Genomic DNA, 16,779 nt, shown 5'->3' with positions numbered 1-16,779 from the left:
ACTCTCATCACGGAACTTTTATTTTAAGGCAAAAGAAACTAATTCAGTATCATACTCAGCTGCACCCTTTTCCTTGCCTCATCCACTTCTGTCACCCTTACCTGAACGTGCTGATGCAGTTTCACCACTTCATTCACATCGGAAACAAAACCGTCTTTCAGCTGTGAGATATGCACCAGTCCGCTTTCTTTGATCCCAAGATCTACGAAACAGCCAAATGCCGTGATGTTGTTCACGATGCCGGGAAGGATCATTCCGGTTTTTAAATCTTTGATGCTTTTAACGGTAGGGTCAAACTCAAAAACCTTCGCAGCTTTCCTGGGATCTAAACCGGGTTTTTCAAGTTCTTTCAGAATATCTTTAATCCCTAAAATGCCAATGGTTTCGGTTACATATTTTTCAGGAGTGATTAAAGCAATCTTTTCTTTATTAGCGATGAGGTCAACGGTTTTAATACTTAAATCTTTTGCCATTTTCTCCACGACAGGGTAGGCTTCCGGGTGAACCGCTGAATTATCCAGCGGGTTTTTGCTGTTGGCAATTCTCACAAAAGCTGCGGCCTGCTGAAAAGCCTTTTCTCCAAGTCTCGGTACTTTTTTCAGTTGTTTTCTGTCTTCAAAAGCTCCGTTTTCTGCGCGGTAATTCACAATATTCTCTGCCATCTTTTCCCCGATTCCCGAGACATAACTCAACAGCGATTTGCTTGCCGTATTCAGATTGATTCCGACAGAATTTACGCATTTCATTACGGTAGTATCCAGTTCGTTTTTCAGCTGAGTCTGGTCTACATCATGCTGATACTGTCCGACACCGATTGATTTCGCATCGATCTTTACGAGTTCTGCCAAAGGATCAGAAAGTCTTCTGCCAATCGAAATGGCTCCGCGAACCGTGACATCGAAAGATGGAAATTCATCCCTCGCAATCTTGCTTGCTGAATATACCGACGCGCCGGCTTCGGAAACTACAAAAACCTGAGGCGGAGTATCAAAAGCTATTTTCTTGATAAAGAATTCTGTTTCCCGGCTTGCCGTTCCGTTTCCAATCGAGATCGCCTGAATATTATAGGCATTTACCATGGAGCGGATCTTCTTCATCGCCATTCCGCTCTCGTTTTGCGGAGCGTGAGGGTAGATCGTTTCGTTGTGCAGGAGGTCACCTTTTTCATCCAGACAAACCACCTTGCAGCCGCTTCGGTAACCGGGATCGATGGCAAGAATCCGTTTTTCGCCTAAAGGCGGCGCGAGCAGCAGCTGTCTGAGGTTTTCAGAAAAGATGCCGATCGCTTTTTCGTCTGCCTTCTGTTTTGCTTCCTGCAAGGCCTCGTTGGAAATTGCGGGTTCGAGCAATCTTTTATAACTGTCCCCGATTGCAATTGCAATCTGATCTGTACATTCATTATTGGATTTCAGGATGGCGTTTTCGATAAGGTCGAGGGCTTCGTCCTTGTCGACATCAATTTTAGTTTTCACGAAACCTTCAGCTTCCGCTCTGAGCATGGCCAAAAGGCGGTGCGAAGGAATTCTGTTCAGGCTTTCTTCCCATTCAAAATATTGGGAGAATTTCTGTGCGGCTTCCTCATCTTTTTTAGCTTTTACTACTTTTGAAGAAATAATTGCCTTACGCTGAAATAAGCGTCTGAGGTTTTTGCGGACATATCCGTTTTCATTAATCCATTCCGACATAATGTCTCTGGCGCCCTGAAGCGCATCTTCCACCGAAGTCACCTCATCATTCAGGTATTTGGAAGCAAGGAACTGAAGGTCATTGGCTTTCTGGCTCATAATGATTCTGGCCAAAGGTTCCAGACCTTTTTCTTTCGCGGTGTCGGCTTTGGTTTTTCTTCTTTTCCTGAAAGGCAGGTACAGATCCTCCAGTTCCTGAAGGTCAAAACTCGTTTCAATCCTTTGTTTTAATTCAGGGGAAAGGGAGTTCTGTTCTTCAATGGATTTAAGGATGCTTTCTTTCCTTTTAATAATTTCCTCAAACTGGGTGTTGAGTTTGGCGATCTGCTCAATCTGAACTTCGTCGAGGTTTCCCGTGGCATCTTTCCGGTATCGGGAAATAAAAGGGATGGTACAGTCTTCGCCCAGAAGTTTCAGGGTTGTACTGATATTTTTCTCAGAAAGAGGAAGGGATTTTTGAATAAAGCCGGTCGCGGTCATAGGAGATTTTTAAGACCGCTAAAATAGGGAGAATTATAGGAATGAATCAACAGGGTTTAAGGAAAAAGGTAGGAATCTTCCGGACATTAGTTATACATTGCTTTGACTTTCCTTTGACATTCCTTTGACATTGCTTTGATGCTGACCCGTTGTGGGAATTTTACCCGCTTTCTGGACGAGCTGCTTTTACTTTCAGGTATCCAACGTAATTTTTTGAAAGATCTGACGGGGAGAAGTATGATCGGAAATGGTAATTAATTTCACGTGTTCCGGAAGTACATTTTCTTTTAAATTCCTGATGAAAACAGCGGATTTTTCGCCGAAAAGCCGCAGATCAATGATCACCGCGGCAACGTCTGCCTTTGAACAGATATTGAACACACTTTGGGTTTCCGTAGGCTTCACCACTTCAAATTTCTTTTGTTTCAGAAAATTTGAAACTTTAGAGAGGGAATATATTTTATTGTCGAGGATAAGGATCTTGCTTTTCATAATCATTTTCAGTTACTTATGAACTGTAATAAAAAAAACATGCCAGTCCTTAAAATTTTGAGAATATTTTGAAAAATCAGTGGTCATCAACAATAGGCCGCGCGAGAAGACTTTTGGGTGGCGGTGAAACCGAAGTGAGGCAAAAATAAATTGTATATATTAGGATCCAGCACTCCCTAAGCTGTTCAGAACAGCTTCTTTATAGCTCCGGCCAATGGGGACGGTAACATCGCTGAGCGCTATTTTACTTGCTGAATAAGCGGTTATCCGGCTTCTGTTGATGAGAAAGGAGCGGTGAACTCTTACGAAATGTTCTTTCGGAAGCAGATCCTGAAGTGAGGATATATTTTGTCTCGCGATCAGTTCCGAACCGATCAATTTAATCCTCACATTATTTCTTTGGCTTTCAATGTATTCAATTTCAGCAACAGGGATTTTATATACTGACTTGTCAATTTTAAGTTCGATGATATGCTGGTCTTTGGCGGTTTTCAAAAGGTTATTCTGCTCCGCAAGCACTGAATTATCGCGGTTTACTCTTTCCAATGATTTCAAAATGGTGTACCCTAACGGAATAATGGCTGCGATATTAATATCCAGTGCGGTGTTCATTATTTCTGAGGGTTCAAAAAAGTGGTTACTCTGATATCCCGGAATGTAATGAGGCTGAATATAATACATCATAAATGGCCGCTGAATAAGTACACTTATAAACAGCACCAATAAACTGTAGTAAAGGGCGAACAGCAGGTATTTCTTTTTCAGAAAGAACACTGGATACAGAAAATACAGACTGATATAAACCAAAAGCATCCTGGAAGGAAGACAGCATATCTGAATGAGTATATTTCTGAGAAAATCATAATCGGACAGGCCCCATACAAAACTCCAAAACAGAACAAACAGCATCCAGTATAAAATATGGTTGGTAAGCCTGCACTGGGTAATGTTCATTTAAATACAGTTTAAATCCTTTATTCAAAAATAGTGTTTTATTCTTGAATAACAGCTTTCGCCGTACATCCTGCTGTTCGTCCCTCATGGGTTGCTGTATGTACCGGGTGCTTTCCGCATTGGGTTTTATGAAATATTTTTGTTCTGTAAACTCATGATGAAAAGACTGAAAGATTACTTCCATCAAAAAACATTAATACCGATTATGAAAAAAACACTTCCCTTATTTGTTGCTCTTTTACTGTCAACACTTTTTTACTCCCAGAAAATTGAAAGAATAGAACCTGCCAACTGGTGGATCGGGATGAAATACAATACCGTCACCCTGCTCGTTTACGGAAAAGACATTTCTAATCTGGAACCTAAAATCTCCTATCCCGGCGTTCAGCTTGGAGCATCTAAAAAAGTGGAAAATCCCAATTACCTCTTTCTAACACTTAAAATATCCGACCACACCAAACCCGGTATTCTTAATATTGATTTCTTTAAAGAGAACGGGAAGAAAATCACTCAGAAGTTCCCATTGCTGGAAAGGGAAAAAGAAAGCGCTAACCGGGAAAGTTTCTCTCAGAAAGATGCCATTTACCTTATTGTACCCGACCGTTTCGCCAATGGAAACGCAAATAACGACGTGATTCCGACGATGAATGAGAAAACCGTCAACAGAAGCAGTGAAGATAAAAGACACGGAGGCGATATCCATGGCATTGTCAATCATTTAGATTATATACAGTCGCTGGGATTTACCCAAATATGGAACACGCCTTTAACAGAAAACAACCAGCCGCAATACTCATATCACGGCTATGCAGCGACTGATTTATATAAAATAGATCCCCGTTTTGGGACCAATGAAGATTTCAAAAAACTATCTCATGAAGCGAAAAAGAGAAACATCGGAATCATTTGGGACGTCATTCTCAATCATTGCGGAAACGAATACTATTTCGTGAAAGATCTGCCCTCTAAAGACTGGCTTAACTTTTCCGACACCCATACCCGGACCAATCATCTGAAATCAACGGTTAATGATCTCTACGCTACCGGAATTGATAAAAAAGAATACACCGATGGATGGTTTGATGACCATATGGCTGATCTTAACCAGAAAAACCCTTTGGTCGCAAAATACCTCATTCAGAACACCATTTGGTGGGTAGAATATGCAGGGATTTCGGGACTTAGAGAAGATACCTTTTCTGATGCGGACAAAGATTTCCTTTCCGTCTGGACCAAAACCATCACTGATGAATATCCGAATATGAATATCGTCGGTGAAGAAATGACCAGAATTCCGGCTCAAAACGCCTACTGGCAAAAAGATAAAATAAACAGCGATGGTTACCAATCTTATTTACCCACTGTGATGGACTTTTCTTTGACAGACAATATTGTAACCAGCCTCAACAGAACGGATGACTGGTATTCGCCATGGCGCGATGTTTATCAGGGCGTGGCTTTAGATTTTTTCTATCCTCATCCCGATGAGCAGCTCATTTTTCCCGACAACCATGATATCGACCGTTTCTATTCCCGGATCAACAAAAACTTTTCACACTGGAAACTCGGAATTGCGATGTATATGACCATGCGGGGAATTCCCCAGTTTTTCTACGGAACTGAAGTACTGATGACCAACGAAAAAGCAGGAAGCGACGGACAGCGACGAGGGGACTTTTATGGCGGCTGGAAAACAGATGCTAAAAACACCCTGACAGAAAAGGGTTTGTCCACCGGCGAAAAAGAAGCAAAGGCCTACTTCTCGAAATTACTGAATTGGCGAAAAACCAACTCCGCTGTTACCAACGGAAAATTTCTTCACTACGCTCCGCAAAAAAACAATGTCTATATCTATTTCCGGTACAATGACCAACAGCAGGTTATGGTTTTGCTCAATAAAAATGAAGAAGAGGTTACCATTGATTTAAAACGGTATCACGAAGCAGTCCCAACGCAGTTCAAAGCCAGGGATATTATTACAGACCAGGAGTTTAGTTTTGAAAATACGCTGAAAATCCCTGCCGCAACTGCCATGATCCTGGAGATTGAAACTGACCGCTAAGCCGTTTATTGAAACCTAAATCACAATAACTTTCCGATGACATCAGATAAAGTTTTTCAGATAGGGTAGCTTTTGAAACCCTTAAAAGATTAACAATATGATTATAAATCTCCAGCGAAAAAATAAAGAACTATAATTCCTTTACCATCTCGTACTGTTTTCCGGTCAGCCCAATGTTTTTAGACTTCAGGAAGTGTAGGATTGCGGTACAGTTTACTTCTGCATTGATGAGTTTTGCCCGGGAATTGGTATTCAGTTTTGTCATTTCCTGCAGCAGTAATGAACCTACGCCTTTTCTGCGGTGATCCTGATGAACGGCAATTTGGGTAAGGTCTCCCGAAAGCGGCTCAAAAATACAGTAGCCTACCAACTGTTCACCGTCATAGGCACCCAGATTCACGAAATTTTCCTGCGCCCGTTCAATCGACTGAAAAGTATTCTGCCAGGAAGGCTCAAAGTCGCAAAATTCCGACACCTTTTCAGGCAAACGGCCGGTTACCGGTTTAATTTGAAATTTCCCAGCGGTGTCTCCTAAAGCTGCTTTCACCGCTTCGTTGTTCCAGCTGAAATAATTGAATTCGCGGGTGATTTTAAAGCCTGCCTTTTGATATACCGAAACGGCCGCGGTATTATGCTGAAGCACTTCGAGCAGATATTGCGAAATGCCTGCATGCTGAAGATAAGGGATGGAGTGTTCGAATATTTTGCCGGCAAGACTCTGTCCTCTGTGGCTTTTCAGCGTTCCGGTTCCGGTATCGTAAGCGATTTTGAGTCCGTTGAAATCTCCGGTACCGTTCAGGGTAAAGGCGACGATCTTTTCGCCTTCAAAAGCTGCGAAAGACAATTCCGCTCTGTAGCCGCGGCGGATGAGCATGCTCTTCAGTTCATCCGCGTTGAGCTGCATTTCATAATCGGCGAAAGCTTGATTAAAGGCAGCAAAAACCGCTTCGAAGCTGATGTCTTCAAGTGATTTTATTTCCATGGAGAGAAGATTTAACCGTTTATTTTTGGATGAATGAAAAAACACTCTTTACAAACTCATCATTGTTTTCGTAATACAGCAAGTGTCCGCCCTTGATCTGTACCACTTTCTGTTTAGGGAATTTAAACAGTTTATAGTGCTGCGGACCTACGGCGTGATCCTGAGTTCCGCTAATGACCAAAACAGGAACTTTTATCTCCGGCGTAAGTTTGGTGAAATCACCGTAATATTCACTGATGTTCCAGACGTTATTGCGGAAGCCGTTTTCCTCTGGTCTCTTCGCATCGATCTTGTTCAGGGTATCCATATTCTCCTGGGTGTCAGTAAGCAGTTTATAAATAAGCCCTTTGTCATTCAGTACGCCCATGGCTTCGCCCAATGCCGGCATATACTGGCCGTCTTTAATTTCGATATGGCTTCCCGCAAGTTCATTGGCGTAGGCTACCTGGCCCATCACCGAATCGTTGAGGTACAGGGTGCTGTTAACCAGAATCAGCCCTTTCAGATGGTCACCGTATTTCGCCGCGTAAGCCGTCGCGATAATCCCTCCGAAGGAGTGCGACATGAGATATACTTTCCCTGCGCCCAGTTTCTTGCGGATATCTTCGATGTCTTCCACCATTCTGTTTACGGAATAATCATTGGTTACTGAACCGGCTGAACGGCCGCTGCCGCGCTGGTCGTAATACACCATTCTGAGCTTGCTTTCGAGATTTTTACCTTTGAGGTTTTCAAAAGAATCGCTCCACATCCCGGGACCGCCGTGAACATAGATACAAAGGTCACCGCTTCCCAAAACTTTCGTGAAAAGCTTCGTGCCGTCGGAAGTCTCTGTGAAAAAGGGAGCCGTTGCTTCGGGTTTTTTAGAAGACATTTGGGCAGAAAATAAATTCGCCACCAATAGCATTAAAAAAGATAAATGAATTGTTTTCATGTAAATTGAATTTGATGCGGCACAAACCGCTGTTATGGTTATTTAGTTTTTGTAAGCATGAAGTTTACTGATGGGTCCTGTGCGGTATTTTGTCTTTAAGGAAAGCATAATGATCGTCTCCTGTAATAATAAGGATCCTTTTGTTTCTGTTTTTAGCGATCAGGTCTTTTATGTTGTCCAGCAGCTTATCGTTTCGTTGGTCATAGAAATCGGTTACTCGCTGATGTACGCTTCCATGCAGACTTTCGGCGAGACAGCTGTAAAACTTCCCGGTAAGTTGGGCGTCATTGCTGCTCAGGATCTCCGCAAGACTTTTGGTTTTCAGGATGGGAAGGCGCTCGGTATTGAAATGGCTGCATTTTGATTTTCTATTGGAGTAAACAGAATCTTCTGCAAGCGCTTTTTCGTATTTTTTAATGGGAGATATTTCTTTCCAGTAATTTTCAGGTATGGGTTGGCCTTCAATATCGCTTCCGAGCTAGTCGAAACCTGCTGTCTGTACTGCAGGAAACCATTGCTTCATCATCCACATTTCGTACGGGTAATTCTTTTTCAGATACAGTGAGTCCTGCATTAGGTCTTCAGACCGTATTTCTACTGCAATAAGGTCGGGTTTCAGTGCTGCCACGGTTTGCCTGAGCTGAATGTAAGAGTATTGGCTGTTAACCTGGTGAAGGGTGTGGAGGGTAGGACGCATATAGACGCTGCGGGTATTGGTTTTGCAGCTGTGGAGAAGCGCAAATACACCAATGAAAATAATAAATTTCTGAATCATTTAAATGGTTTCGGTTAGTTTTTAGAAGTCAATATCCTGTGAATGCAGATAGGTAGCGTCTGTACCTTTTTTGTTACAGATTAATCCGAAAAATGATCAGATGGTCCATTGTTAAAGCCTGAGTATTCACTGACATAAGACTACCGGAGCCGGAAGTAACAGTGAAAACCTGTAAACGTTTTACGGTTTAGAAAAGGTTAAACCATTGCTTTGCATGCCTGAAAATCACCAAAAGCAGATATCCGTACAGCACCACCACCGGCAACGCATAATACCATTTTGTGGGCAGTTTTTTTTTGCTGTCTATTTTACTTTTAATGTCGTCGAGCACATATTGCGGAATCAGTTTCAGGGTTGCTGTGATGAGCAGCGGAACAATGATCAGGTCGTCCAGCAGGCCCAGAACCGGAATAAAATCAGGAATAAGATCGATAGGGCTGAGCAGGTAGGTTACCGTAAGTGCCGCCAATAATTTTGCCGACAGCGGCGTGCGCCTGTCGAAAAGTGCATAATAGATGGGAACGGTTTCCTGTTTTAGTTTTTTTACTTTTTCTTTTAACTCACGGAGCATGATGGTAAATTCGAAAATTATGACATCAATATGGAACTAATGTTGTACCATAATTTTAGACCATACTGATTTTCCTTTTGTCCCTGATGCTAACAGTTCCGGAAAGCAAATCCAATTCTTACCGTCGCTTCGCAAGATAATTCTCCAAATACCATTGTTTAAAGCTTTTCACATCGTTTTCCGGTCCCCAGCCGCCCGTCCAGTGCATGTGCCTGTTAAAAAGCAGTGCTTTCAGAGTCATTGGTGTGCCGTCGTTTTCATTAAATGGTGTAAGACCGTAGTGTTTGTATTCCAGCATGTTAAATCCGTTTTCGTCCCGAAGGTCATCGCGTTCTACCCAGAGCATCTCGTAATACCAGATTCCGTTATAACCAAGGGCTTTAAGCTCCGCAGGGCAGCTTTCTTCGCCTTTGTAGTAAAGGCATTTTTCTAAAAAATCTTGCATGATTTGAATTATCAAGCCAATATATCTGTTTTTTTTCGGATTTTAAAATGTAGTGCGGGATCTTACCGTTTTCGGATTATTTTTTAACCCTGGAGTTTACGGAGGATATGGGGTGGTTTATTTAACCACAAAGAACACTAAGGTTGCCACAATGACGCAAAAATTGCTTTAGACTTCACAGCAGTTTTTAATAATCCTTTCCGCGGGTCAGGCAGCAAAAGTTTTACCCTTTTCTGTACCAGTGAAAAAGTATCGATCCTAAAAACGGCATGAACAGAACCATAGAAAACCATAGGAATTTTCCGGAAGTGTTATAGGGACTTTTTAGAATTTCAAAGCTGCTGAAAATGATGAAAGCCAGAAAGAGGATTATGAATGCCTCATAATAAACCGTGGTGCTCATTGTGATTTTGTCTTCCCGCCAAAGGTTTAAAGAAAGCAGCGGAACCGGGAAGCAGTTTTTTATCCCGCTGTTTTGGTGTTGTATGTTTTCAACGATTCATCTGTTTTTACAGTGCAGCAAATTTGCTGCCCTTTTGATTGTTTTTAAACGCAAATTTCATTACTGTTATTTACCGGTTCAAAGATTTTCTGTATCCGCTTTCTTTAATCATACTGCGCCGCATATACCATAAGGTCACGGTAGAGCGGATCAGTGGATTTATAATACAGCCGGATCAGGTTGCGAAGCTGCTCGGCAGTGCTGCTTGGCGTCATATAGACTTTGGCATATTCCACTTCGCTTTTTGCCATTTCGTTGTGATCTGCCTGAAAACCCTTGATGAAATTACCGCTTTTAGTGTAGTACAGCACGAAGTTATCCGGAGTGTAGCCCGTGGCATTCTCTATGATTTTCGCCGTGGAGGCGCCGTTCAGATAAGCGATGAGGTTTTCCGAATTGTTTTTGTCGGTCATGAATCTTAAGGTCGCATCAAATTCCACGAGTCTGTACGAAACCCCGCCATCGGTAGAGTAGCGTACCCGTACCACAGCTGGCTGTTCCACATCGAGGCCAGCCACATCCCCGGCAGCAAGGATAAACTGATAATGCACACCGTCATTAGCCGTCCAGTTGTAAAAATCAACCACTCCAACTTTTTTCAGCTGAGAATGGAATAGCGTAAAAGAAAGAAAAAGGACAAAAGATAGAAGTGTTTTCATGGTTCGGTATTTTATGATATCAAATATATAAATAAATCGAATTTAATATGAGAAATGTATAAAAAATATATAAAAAATATATCCGTCATTTTCTCTTGTGATCACACCGCCTTCTGTTGCCCTGAACGATTGCCGAAACCGGAAAAATTCATTCTCTAAAATATGATTTTCCCAATATTCATCTGTTAAATTTTAAGGAAAATTAAAATCAGGTTAAAATTATTTAAAAATTCAGAATGTATATGGTGATTATAATTACATTTGCATCCTTAAATTTTAAAAATTCATGAGAAAGTTTTCTTTACTGTTTTTATTTTTGGGTCTGAACCTGTTCAGTTCCCAAAAAATTCTATTTGATAATACGAAGGCTGAAATGGCCGGAAATGCTGACTGGGTTATTGATTCCGATGGAGGAACTGCGCAGCGCACCCCAACACCCGCGCAAAGCGGTATCACTTCTTCAACATCCGAAACCTACTGGAAAGGAGCGCTGAGCGCATGGGGAGTTGATCTGGTGAAGACCAATCCCAATTATATTCTGGAAACACTTCCTGCGTCCGGAAAGATCACTTACGGTGACAGTACCAATCCTCAGGATCTGTCCAACTATAAAGTATATATCGTTGACGAACCCAATACTAAATTTACCGTAGCAGAAAGCAATGCGATTGTAAATTTTGTAAAGAACGGAGGCGGCCTTTTCATGATCAGTGATCACACCATCAGTGACCGAAACAACGACGGATGGGATTCTCCTGCAATATGGAATGATCTGATGTCGAATAATACGGTTCTTTCCAATCCTTTCGGAATTACTTTCGACCTGAAGAATCTGTCCGGAACCTATACCAATATTGCCAATCTTCCAACGAATCCTGTTTTACACGGAACCGCAGGAAATCCTTCTATGATCATGCTTTCCAACGGAACTTCGATGACGCTGAACACGGCAAAAAATTCTTCGGTACAGGGCCTGATGTTTACGACAGGAACTTTCGGCACCACGAATGCCCTTGTTTCCACAGCAACTTACGGAACAGGAAAGGTAGTGGCGCTTGGGGACAGTTCGATTCCTGATGACGGAACCGGAAATTCAGGAAATACCCTCTATAACGGATATACGGGAGATGCGAACGGCAATCACAAGCCGTTGCTGCTCAATGCGGTGATGTGGCTTGCTTCTGCGAGCAATTTGAGTCTTGCGGATGTTTCTGCTGCAGAACTGTCTGCTTATCCTAACCCAAGTTCAGACTTCCTTAACTTCAAAGGCAGTTCAGTAAAAAATACGGAGTATGTCATTGTGGATGCTTCCGGCAGAACGGTAGCAAAATCGGTTACCAACGGAAATCAGGTGGATATCAGAAATCTTACCAACGGGGTTTATACTTTGATGCTTTCTGTCGATGGCCAGACCAAATCTGTCCGTTTTATCAAAAATTAAAATCTGTTTAAAAACAGAATGATTGGTTAGCAATCAGTTTCCACTGCTCAAAGTCTTAAGGCTTTGGGCAGTTTTTTTTGTTAGGGCGGGGAAGTTTTAGTTTTATTGTATGATGACACGAGAGATTGACTTCGTCCAGTTTCATTTCACGCGGCGGGCCCTAAATCCTGATTCTTTCAGTGAAATGAAGAATGCACAGCGTTCATCATACCTTGAGTTGACCAGCTTCCGGAAACAATAATACGTCTGATGGTGTATAATGGATCTGCAGGATCTCTTTTGGTAGACAGAATATAAGCCATTTTATAATCACTCTTTTTTATTTCAGCGATGGCTGCGGTATTCCATACTCCATTTGGATAAGCAAAATCCGTTACCCGTTTACCTGTGATTTCCTCCAGGGTGGCTTTTGGTTTGACTAATTGTGCAGCCCAGTCGTTTCCAGCATATTTAGTCACCATGTGGTGATCCCAGGTGTGTGCGCCTATAACATGGCCGCCATCCGATAAGCTTTTGATTTGCTCTGTGCTCATATATCCGGGACGGTTCATAGAAACGGTCATGATAAAAAATACCCCTTTGAAACCGTATTTTTTCATTTCGGCTGCGCCAATACTGAACTGTGCTTCCCGCGTATCATCAAAGGTGATCATGATTGGTTTTTCGGGTAATGGGCCGTCAAAAACTAAATAGTTATACAGCTGCTCCGGCAAAACGGTTTGATATCCGGCATCGGCCAAAGCTTTCATCTGTTCTGCAAAAGCAGCAGGTTTTACGGTGTACACTTTGGTATTTGCACCCGCATTGGCGCCGAAATCCTTAATATTATGATAGCATAAAACAGGCACTTCTTTTTTTGAAAGAACAGCCGCCGCATCTGCCATGACTTTTTTGGGTACTCCAGTTTTCGCAGGAGCCTCAATAAGTGGCGGCCCTGAAGTTATTTTGCCGGGTTCCGGCTGACAGCCTGCCCATAAAAACAACCCAACAAAAACGGACTCAACAATATTTTTCATCAGTCAAAAAGTATATTACTGGTACTGGATGTAAATCGGTATCGGCGTGAATTTCATTATTTCTTCGGGCGTGTACATTTTCTGATCATTTTTATAGAATAATTTGAAACCGGTAAACTGCACCGGTTCTCTGTAGATATAACTCACATAAGAGTCTTTCTTTAAGCTTCTGTTTCCAAAACCATCCATGTTCATGACAATCTGCACTTCGGGAACGGTTTTGATTTCTTTATAATTTTTCACCATTCCCTGAGTAAACCGGTGTACCACCAGTATTTTCGGAGGCAGTTTGTTTTTGCGTACGATGTCTGCTAAGATATCAATGGCATCATTAATATCGGCGGCAGTAAAATATCCAATTACTGAACCCGGCCGCTCTCCTTTTTTCATCGAAAATTCGGGATCTATTCCCAGATGTACGTTGGGCAGAGAAAGGTATGGTTCCAGTTCTGTAACTTCCGCTTTCACGGAGCTGTGTCCTACCTGAATATCCAGAAACACCAGCGCATTCATGGGTTTTGCCCAACTGATGATCGTGTCGATCTGGTGAAAAGGCATTCGCAGGCGGTGCATGTTATTTTTTCCCGGTTCGCCCTGAGCCGTAACCGCAATATAGTGCAAAGCAGGAATGGTCTGTACCGTAGAATCTGCCGCTTTCCATTTGACTATTTCGCCCTCTAATTTCGCCAGCATTTCTTTTCGGGGAAGTTCGCCTAAGATTCCCATTCTTGCCGAATATAAATTTCCGTAAAAGGCAACGATCCTATGGTAAGGCAATAACGCTCCGGGCAAAGGATAAGGCGCTTTTACGGGCCATCTGCCGCTGGTGTCGCTGTTGCTTAAAGCGAGTATTCTTTTATTGAAATCGGCCGTATCAATATTAATAGGGTGTGCTGTTTTTTTCTCTACAGAATTCTCTTTTACGGTTTCCGGTTTCTCTGTTCGGTTTACCGTTTCGTCCGTTTCGTCCGTTTTGCCGCCATTGCAGGCTATAGTACTTAACCACAAAAAAGAGATCGTGAAAAATGGTATAAGGTCACGCCGGTTTTTTCCGGTGAACATATTAATCCAGTCCACCACAGCAGGAGTTACCCAATGTGGTTGCTCCTGATCCCTGATGACGCAGCCGGCTTTCATGGGTTGTGTTTTATCAAAGATAGTGATTTTTTAGATGGCTTAAATCAGAAGTCTTTGTACAGCATTCCCTTGATTAGGTATTTTTTATGTTTTGCTGTTCTGTCCAAAGTCTTTTATATTTTCTGAATTTCAAAAACAAAATTAAAGTAATGGATGGATGGACTATTACAAACAAAACAACATTTAATTGCTGATAGGTAATCCCAAGCATATTGCTCATTACCTGCATGAGTTTTACACATATCCAAAAAACGGTATCCATATTATCTATTTTGAATTAATTTCCTCGCAGCGGCAAGAAATGAATTTTAGATCAAGTCAATCCTTTCGTGCGGCTACTGCTGCGCAAAGTCTCCTGACTTTGAGCATTTAAAAACCTACTCTTCATAATTATTATATTTCCAAAACTCCTTCTTTCCCAACACATCAATGACAGGGTTTTCTGCAATTTCAATATAGATAAGTCCTTTGTCAAAAGAATAATTAGCTGCTGATGAATACAAATAGTGGTTAGCCTTTTCTACAATTCCTGCACGTACAGGATTAAGATGAATATAATTGAGTTTATCCCACATAAACTTTAACGTAAAAATTTCCTCTGCGTGATTACCGTATTGCCAAACCTGAAAATTCTTATTTCTAGTATGCGTTTCTGTAGCTTTTGCAAACCTTTCCAAAATCCATTCCCGTCTGCTTTCCGGTTCGGTCTGCAGTTGTTTGAGGATTTCGGTGGCTGTAAATTTTTTAAAGTCGCGGATAAGGTCTGAAAGTTTACCCTCTTTGCTCTGCGCAATCAAATGAATATGATTGCTCATAATTACGTATCCAAATAAAACCATCCCTTTATTTTTGATGCAGAACTCGAAACAGTTCATGATGATGTCGCGATAGTTTTTCCTTGTGAAAATATCGATCCAGTCTACTATTGTACAAGTAACAAAGTGAGGTTTTTCCTGATCCCTGATGATGTATCCGGCTTTCATGGTTGTGTTTTATCAAAGATAATAATTTTTTAGAAGGCTCAAAGTCAGGAGACTTTGCGCAGCGGAGGTTATTCATCATCAGAAATGATGTCATCAATCGACGTTTCATAAAGCAGCCTAATTCTTTTATAATTTTTCATGCAATCATAAAAATATTCTGAAATAGGCGTTATAAATTCCCGTTCATGTATATATTTCTCTTTCATCTCTTTCACACTATTATATGTTGAAAATTTCGTTTCGTTGCTATAATTAGCCCATCTCAACCCTTTCCATTTATTGGAACTCATCCAAAACATGACCTTATTCTTATAAACGAGTGACGTATCATTTGATGTTCCATTACTAGATCGGTCAATCTGTAATTCTTTATCTGAGGTTATAAGATTACCCTCAATAAACATTTTTAATCTCCCTTTAAATAAACTTTTCTTTATATGTAAATGCAATTCTACATTTTCGGATTGAAAATGAAAAGTCTTGATTATATCATCCATAATTTATGATTTATTTTTTCTCCCTAGCAAACATTTTAACCACTTTCAAATTAAGCGTTAGATAGTAAATATTAGTGCAAATACGCGAAAGAATTTGCGGTAGCGGTGGGGGTGAATTTATCGCTTCTTTTTGAAGACATTAAAAATGCTTAAAATGCTTTTCGCACCTTCATTTTGCAACATTGTTGAAGTTGATTTTGTCTTTAGTGGTTTATTCGATGTGGTCGGCTTGGTGTCATTTTCGATAAAAATTAATAGACCATTTTCATCTCTCCTTGCCACCACGCCAAAACTACAACCACAACCAAAACCTTCACAAGTGCAATTTTTATGTGGTAATCTGTCGCTATCCAAAAATTCGTCTAAATCAAAAGCTTTTCCATCGTCTGCTGTACATTCAGGGCAACAATTTTTGATCGAATTATAAATTTTAGCATCCATAACCACCCCTGTGCCTGTTTGTGATATTTTGTAATGTGTTTTTTTTGCATCAATAGACTGCTGTTTAAGTCTGTCAACGTCTTTTCCTTCTTCATAATTAAATCGGAACATTGCCATTGCATAATAAATTCGTGACTGTAAATCGGAGTCCTTGGCTTCTCTCTGCAGGTGTTTGTTGAATTGATACCATATAAAGTCTCTTAATGCTCTAACATTGCCAGCCTCTATATTTGAATTGATAAAATCATTTTCAAGTTCAACTGTCGGTACGCCTAATTGTTGTAACGTTAGAAATGTAGATTTCTTTATCCGATTAAATTCTTTCTCTAATTTTCTTGTATCATCCATAATGTGTTTCTCTAATATGCAATTTCTTAATTTTTCGATGCATTTTTGTGCGTCCTCCGAAAATTCACGTTCATAATCAATTGCATGAATTAATAACTTTCTGCCGACTTCTGACAGCCCACTACTGCGAAGCTGATAAAATAAATACCTACAGGATGGAATTTATAGTTTCGGCTCATTTGCCATTATGCTATACTTAAAAATAGAAAATTCTGCTGATATTATTGTGCTAACGCGAAAGGATTCGCGCCTTTACTTTGTATTCTATAAATAAATGTAAAACCTTATCTTTAGAAAGAGAAGTAGAGGTGAACTATGATTCGCGCTAAGTTCTACGACTTATCTGCCGCATTAGTCCTCTACTTTCTCTTATTT

17 protein-coding genes are annotated in these 16,779 nt (G+C 41.0%); 3 read left to right on the top strand and 14 right to left on the bottom strand.

The window, feature by feature from the left end; all coding sequences use genetic code 11:
* Nucleotides 1–38 precede the first annotated feature (38 nt).
* The 3 genes from KSK37_RS12860 to KSK37_RS12850 form a co-directional block, all read right to left on the bottom strand.
* Complete coding sequence (locus tag KSK37_RS12860; RefSeq protein ID WP_088360447.1) at nt 39–2,165, bottom strand: Tex family protein; 2,127 nt, start codon at nt 2,163–2,165, stop codon at nt 39–41.
* A gap of 192 nt (nt 2,166–2,357) precedes the next feature.
* Complete coding sequence (locus KSK37_RS12855) at nt 2,358–2,657, bottom strand: response regulator (RefSeq protein ID WP_179209415.1); 300 nt, start codon at nt 2,655–2,657, stop codon at nt 2,358–2,360.
* A 159-nt stretch (nt 2,658–2,816) separates the two neighbouring features.
* The gene (locus KSK37_RS12850) at nt 2,817–3,611 is read right to left on the bottom strand and encodes a LytR/AlgR family response regulator transcription factor (protein WP_217201949.1); all 795 of its coding nucleotides are present in this window, start codon (nt 3,609–3,611) and stop codon (nt 2,817–2,819) included.
* 205 nt (nt 3,612–3,816) lie between these two features.
* On the opposite strand from KSK37_RS12850, the gene KSK37_RS12845 reads away from it, so the two are divergent.
* Nucleotides 3,817–5,673 (top strand): glycoside hydrolase family 13 protein, encoded by a 1,857-nt coding sequence (locus tag KSK37_RS12845; protein ID WP_217201948.1) that lies wholly within the window; start codon nt 3,817–3,819, stop codon nt 5,671–5,673.
* 130 nt (nt 5,674–5,803) lie between these two features.
* On the opposite strand, the gene KSK37_RS12840 is transcribed toward KSK37_RS12845, so the two are convergent.
* Together KSK37_RS12840 and KSK37_RS12835 are read right to left on the bottom strand one after the other, a co-directional pair.
* Nucleotides 5,804–6,655: a GNAT family N-acetyltransferase gene (locus KSK37_RS12840; RefSeq protein WP_217201947.1), complete on the bottom strand. Its 852-nt coding sequence runs from the start codon at nt 6,653–6,655 to the stop codon at nt 5,804–5,806.
* A gap of 19 nt (nt 6,656–6,674) precedes the next feature.
* A complete protein-coding gene (locus KSK37_RS12835; protein ID WP_217201946.1) occupies nt 6,675–7,589 on the bottom strand; it encodes an alpha/beta fold hydrolase in 915 nt (304 codons plus the stop codon).
* Between the two features lie 109 nt (nt 7,590–7,698).
* Here KSK37_RS12835 and KSK37_RS12830 point away from each other — a divergent pair, with 109 nt between their 5' ends.
* Nucleotides 7,699–7,953: a hypothetical protein gene (locus tag KSK37_RS12830; RefSeq protein ID WP_217201945.1), complete on the top strand. Its 255-nt coding sequence runs from the start codon at nt 7,699–7,701 to the stop codon at nt 7,951–7,953.
* A gap of 114 nt (nt 7,954–8,067) precedes the next feature.
* On the opposite strand, the gene KSK37_RS12825 is transcribed toward KSK37_RS12830, so the two are convergent.
* The 4 genes from KSK37_RS12825 to KSK37_RS12810 form a co-directional block, all read right to left on the bottom strand.
* Nucleotides 8,068–8,364 carry a hypothetical protein gene (locus tag KSK37_RS12825; RefSeq protein ID WP_217201944.1) on the bottom strand — a complete coding sequence of 99 codons (297 nt, stop codon included), beginning with the start codon at nt 8,362–8,364 and terminating at the stop codon, nt 8,068–8,070.
* 187 nt (nt 8,365–8,551) lie between these two features.
* Nucleotides 8,552–8,935 carry a YkvA family protein gene (locus KSK37_RS12820; RefSeq protein WP_088360546.1) on the bottom strand — a complete coding sequence of 128 codons (384 nt, stop codon included), beginning with the start codon at nt 8,933–8,935 and terminating at the stop codon, nt 8,552–8,554.
* Between the two features lie 118 nt (nt 8,936–9,053).
* Nucleotides 9,054–9,380, bottom strand: a complete 327-nt coding sequence (locus KSK37_RS12815) for a hypothetical protein (protein ID WP_217201943.1) — start codon at nt 9,378–9,380, stop codon at nt 9,054–9,056.
* A 606-nt stretch (nt 9,381–9,986) separates the two neighbouring features.
* A complete protein-coding gene (locus KSK37_RS12810; protein ID WP_217201942.1) occupies nt 9,987–10,541 on the bottom strand; it encodes a hypothetical protein in 555 nt (184 codons plus the stop codon).
* Between the two features lie 286 nt (nt 10,542–10,827).
* Here KSK37_RS12810 and KSK37_RS12805 point away from each other — a divergent pair, with 286 nt between their 5' ends.
* Nucleotides 10,828–11,982, top strand: coding sequence for a T9SS type A sorting domain-containing protein (locus KSK37_RS12805; RefSeq protein ID WP_217201941.1), 1,155 nt, complete (start codon nt 10,828–10,830; stop codon nt 11,980–11,982).
* Between the two features lie 176 nt (nt 11,983–12,158).
* Here the strand turns inward: KSK37_RS12805 and KSK37_RS12800 are convergent, their stop codons facing one another.
* From KSK37_RS12800 to KSK37_RS12780, 5 genes are all read right to left on the bottom strand, one after another.
* Nucleotides 12,159–12,998: a polysaccharide deacetylase family protein gene (locus tag KSK37_RS12800; protein WP_217201940.1), complete on the bottom strand. Its 840-nt coding sequence runs from the start codon at nt 12,996–12,998 to the stop codon at nt 12,159–12,161.
* 15 nt (nt 12,999–13,013) lie between these two features.
* Nucleotides 13,014–14,135 carry a hypothetical protein gene (locus KSK37_RS12795; protein WP_246566602.1) on the bottom strand — a complete coding sequence of 374 codons (1,122 nt, stop codon included), beginning with the start codon at nt 14,133–14,135 and terminating at the stop codon, nt 13,014–13,016.
* Between the two features lie 377 nt (nt 14,136–14,512).
* Nucleotides 14,513–15,118, bottom strand: coding sequence for an REP-associated tyrosine transposase (locus KSK37_RS12790; RefSeq protein ID WP_217201939.1), 606 nt, complete (start codon nt 15,116–15,118; stop codon nt 14,513–14,515).
* Between the two features lie 68 nt (nt 15,119–15,186).
* A complete protein-coding gene (locus tag KSK37_RS12785) occupies nt 15,187–15,615 on the bottom strand; it encodes a hypothetical protein (protein ID WP_217201938.1) in 429 nt (142 codons plus the stop codon).
* A gap of 117 nt (nt 15,616–15,732) precedes the next feature.
* On the bottom strand, nt 15,733–16,404 hold the full coding sequence (locus KSK37_RS12780) for a hypothetical protein (protein ID WP_217201937.1): 672 nt from the start codon (nt 16,402–16,404) through the stop codon (nt 15,733–15,735).
* Nucleotides 16,405–16,779 lie beyond the last annotated feature (375 nt).

Origin of the sequence: Kaistella soli (assembly GCF_019038595.1) — a bacterium.
GTDB classification, from domain to species: domain Bacteria; phylum Bacteroidota; class Bacteroidia; order Flavobacteriales; family Weeksellaceae; genus Kaistella; species Kaistella soli.
The sequence above is the reverse complement of the archived record's forward strand: the minus strand, read 5'-3'. Positions and strand labels throughout refer to the sequence as shown.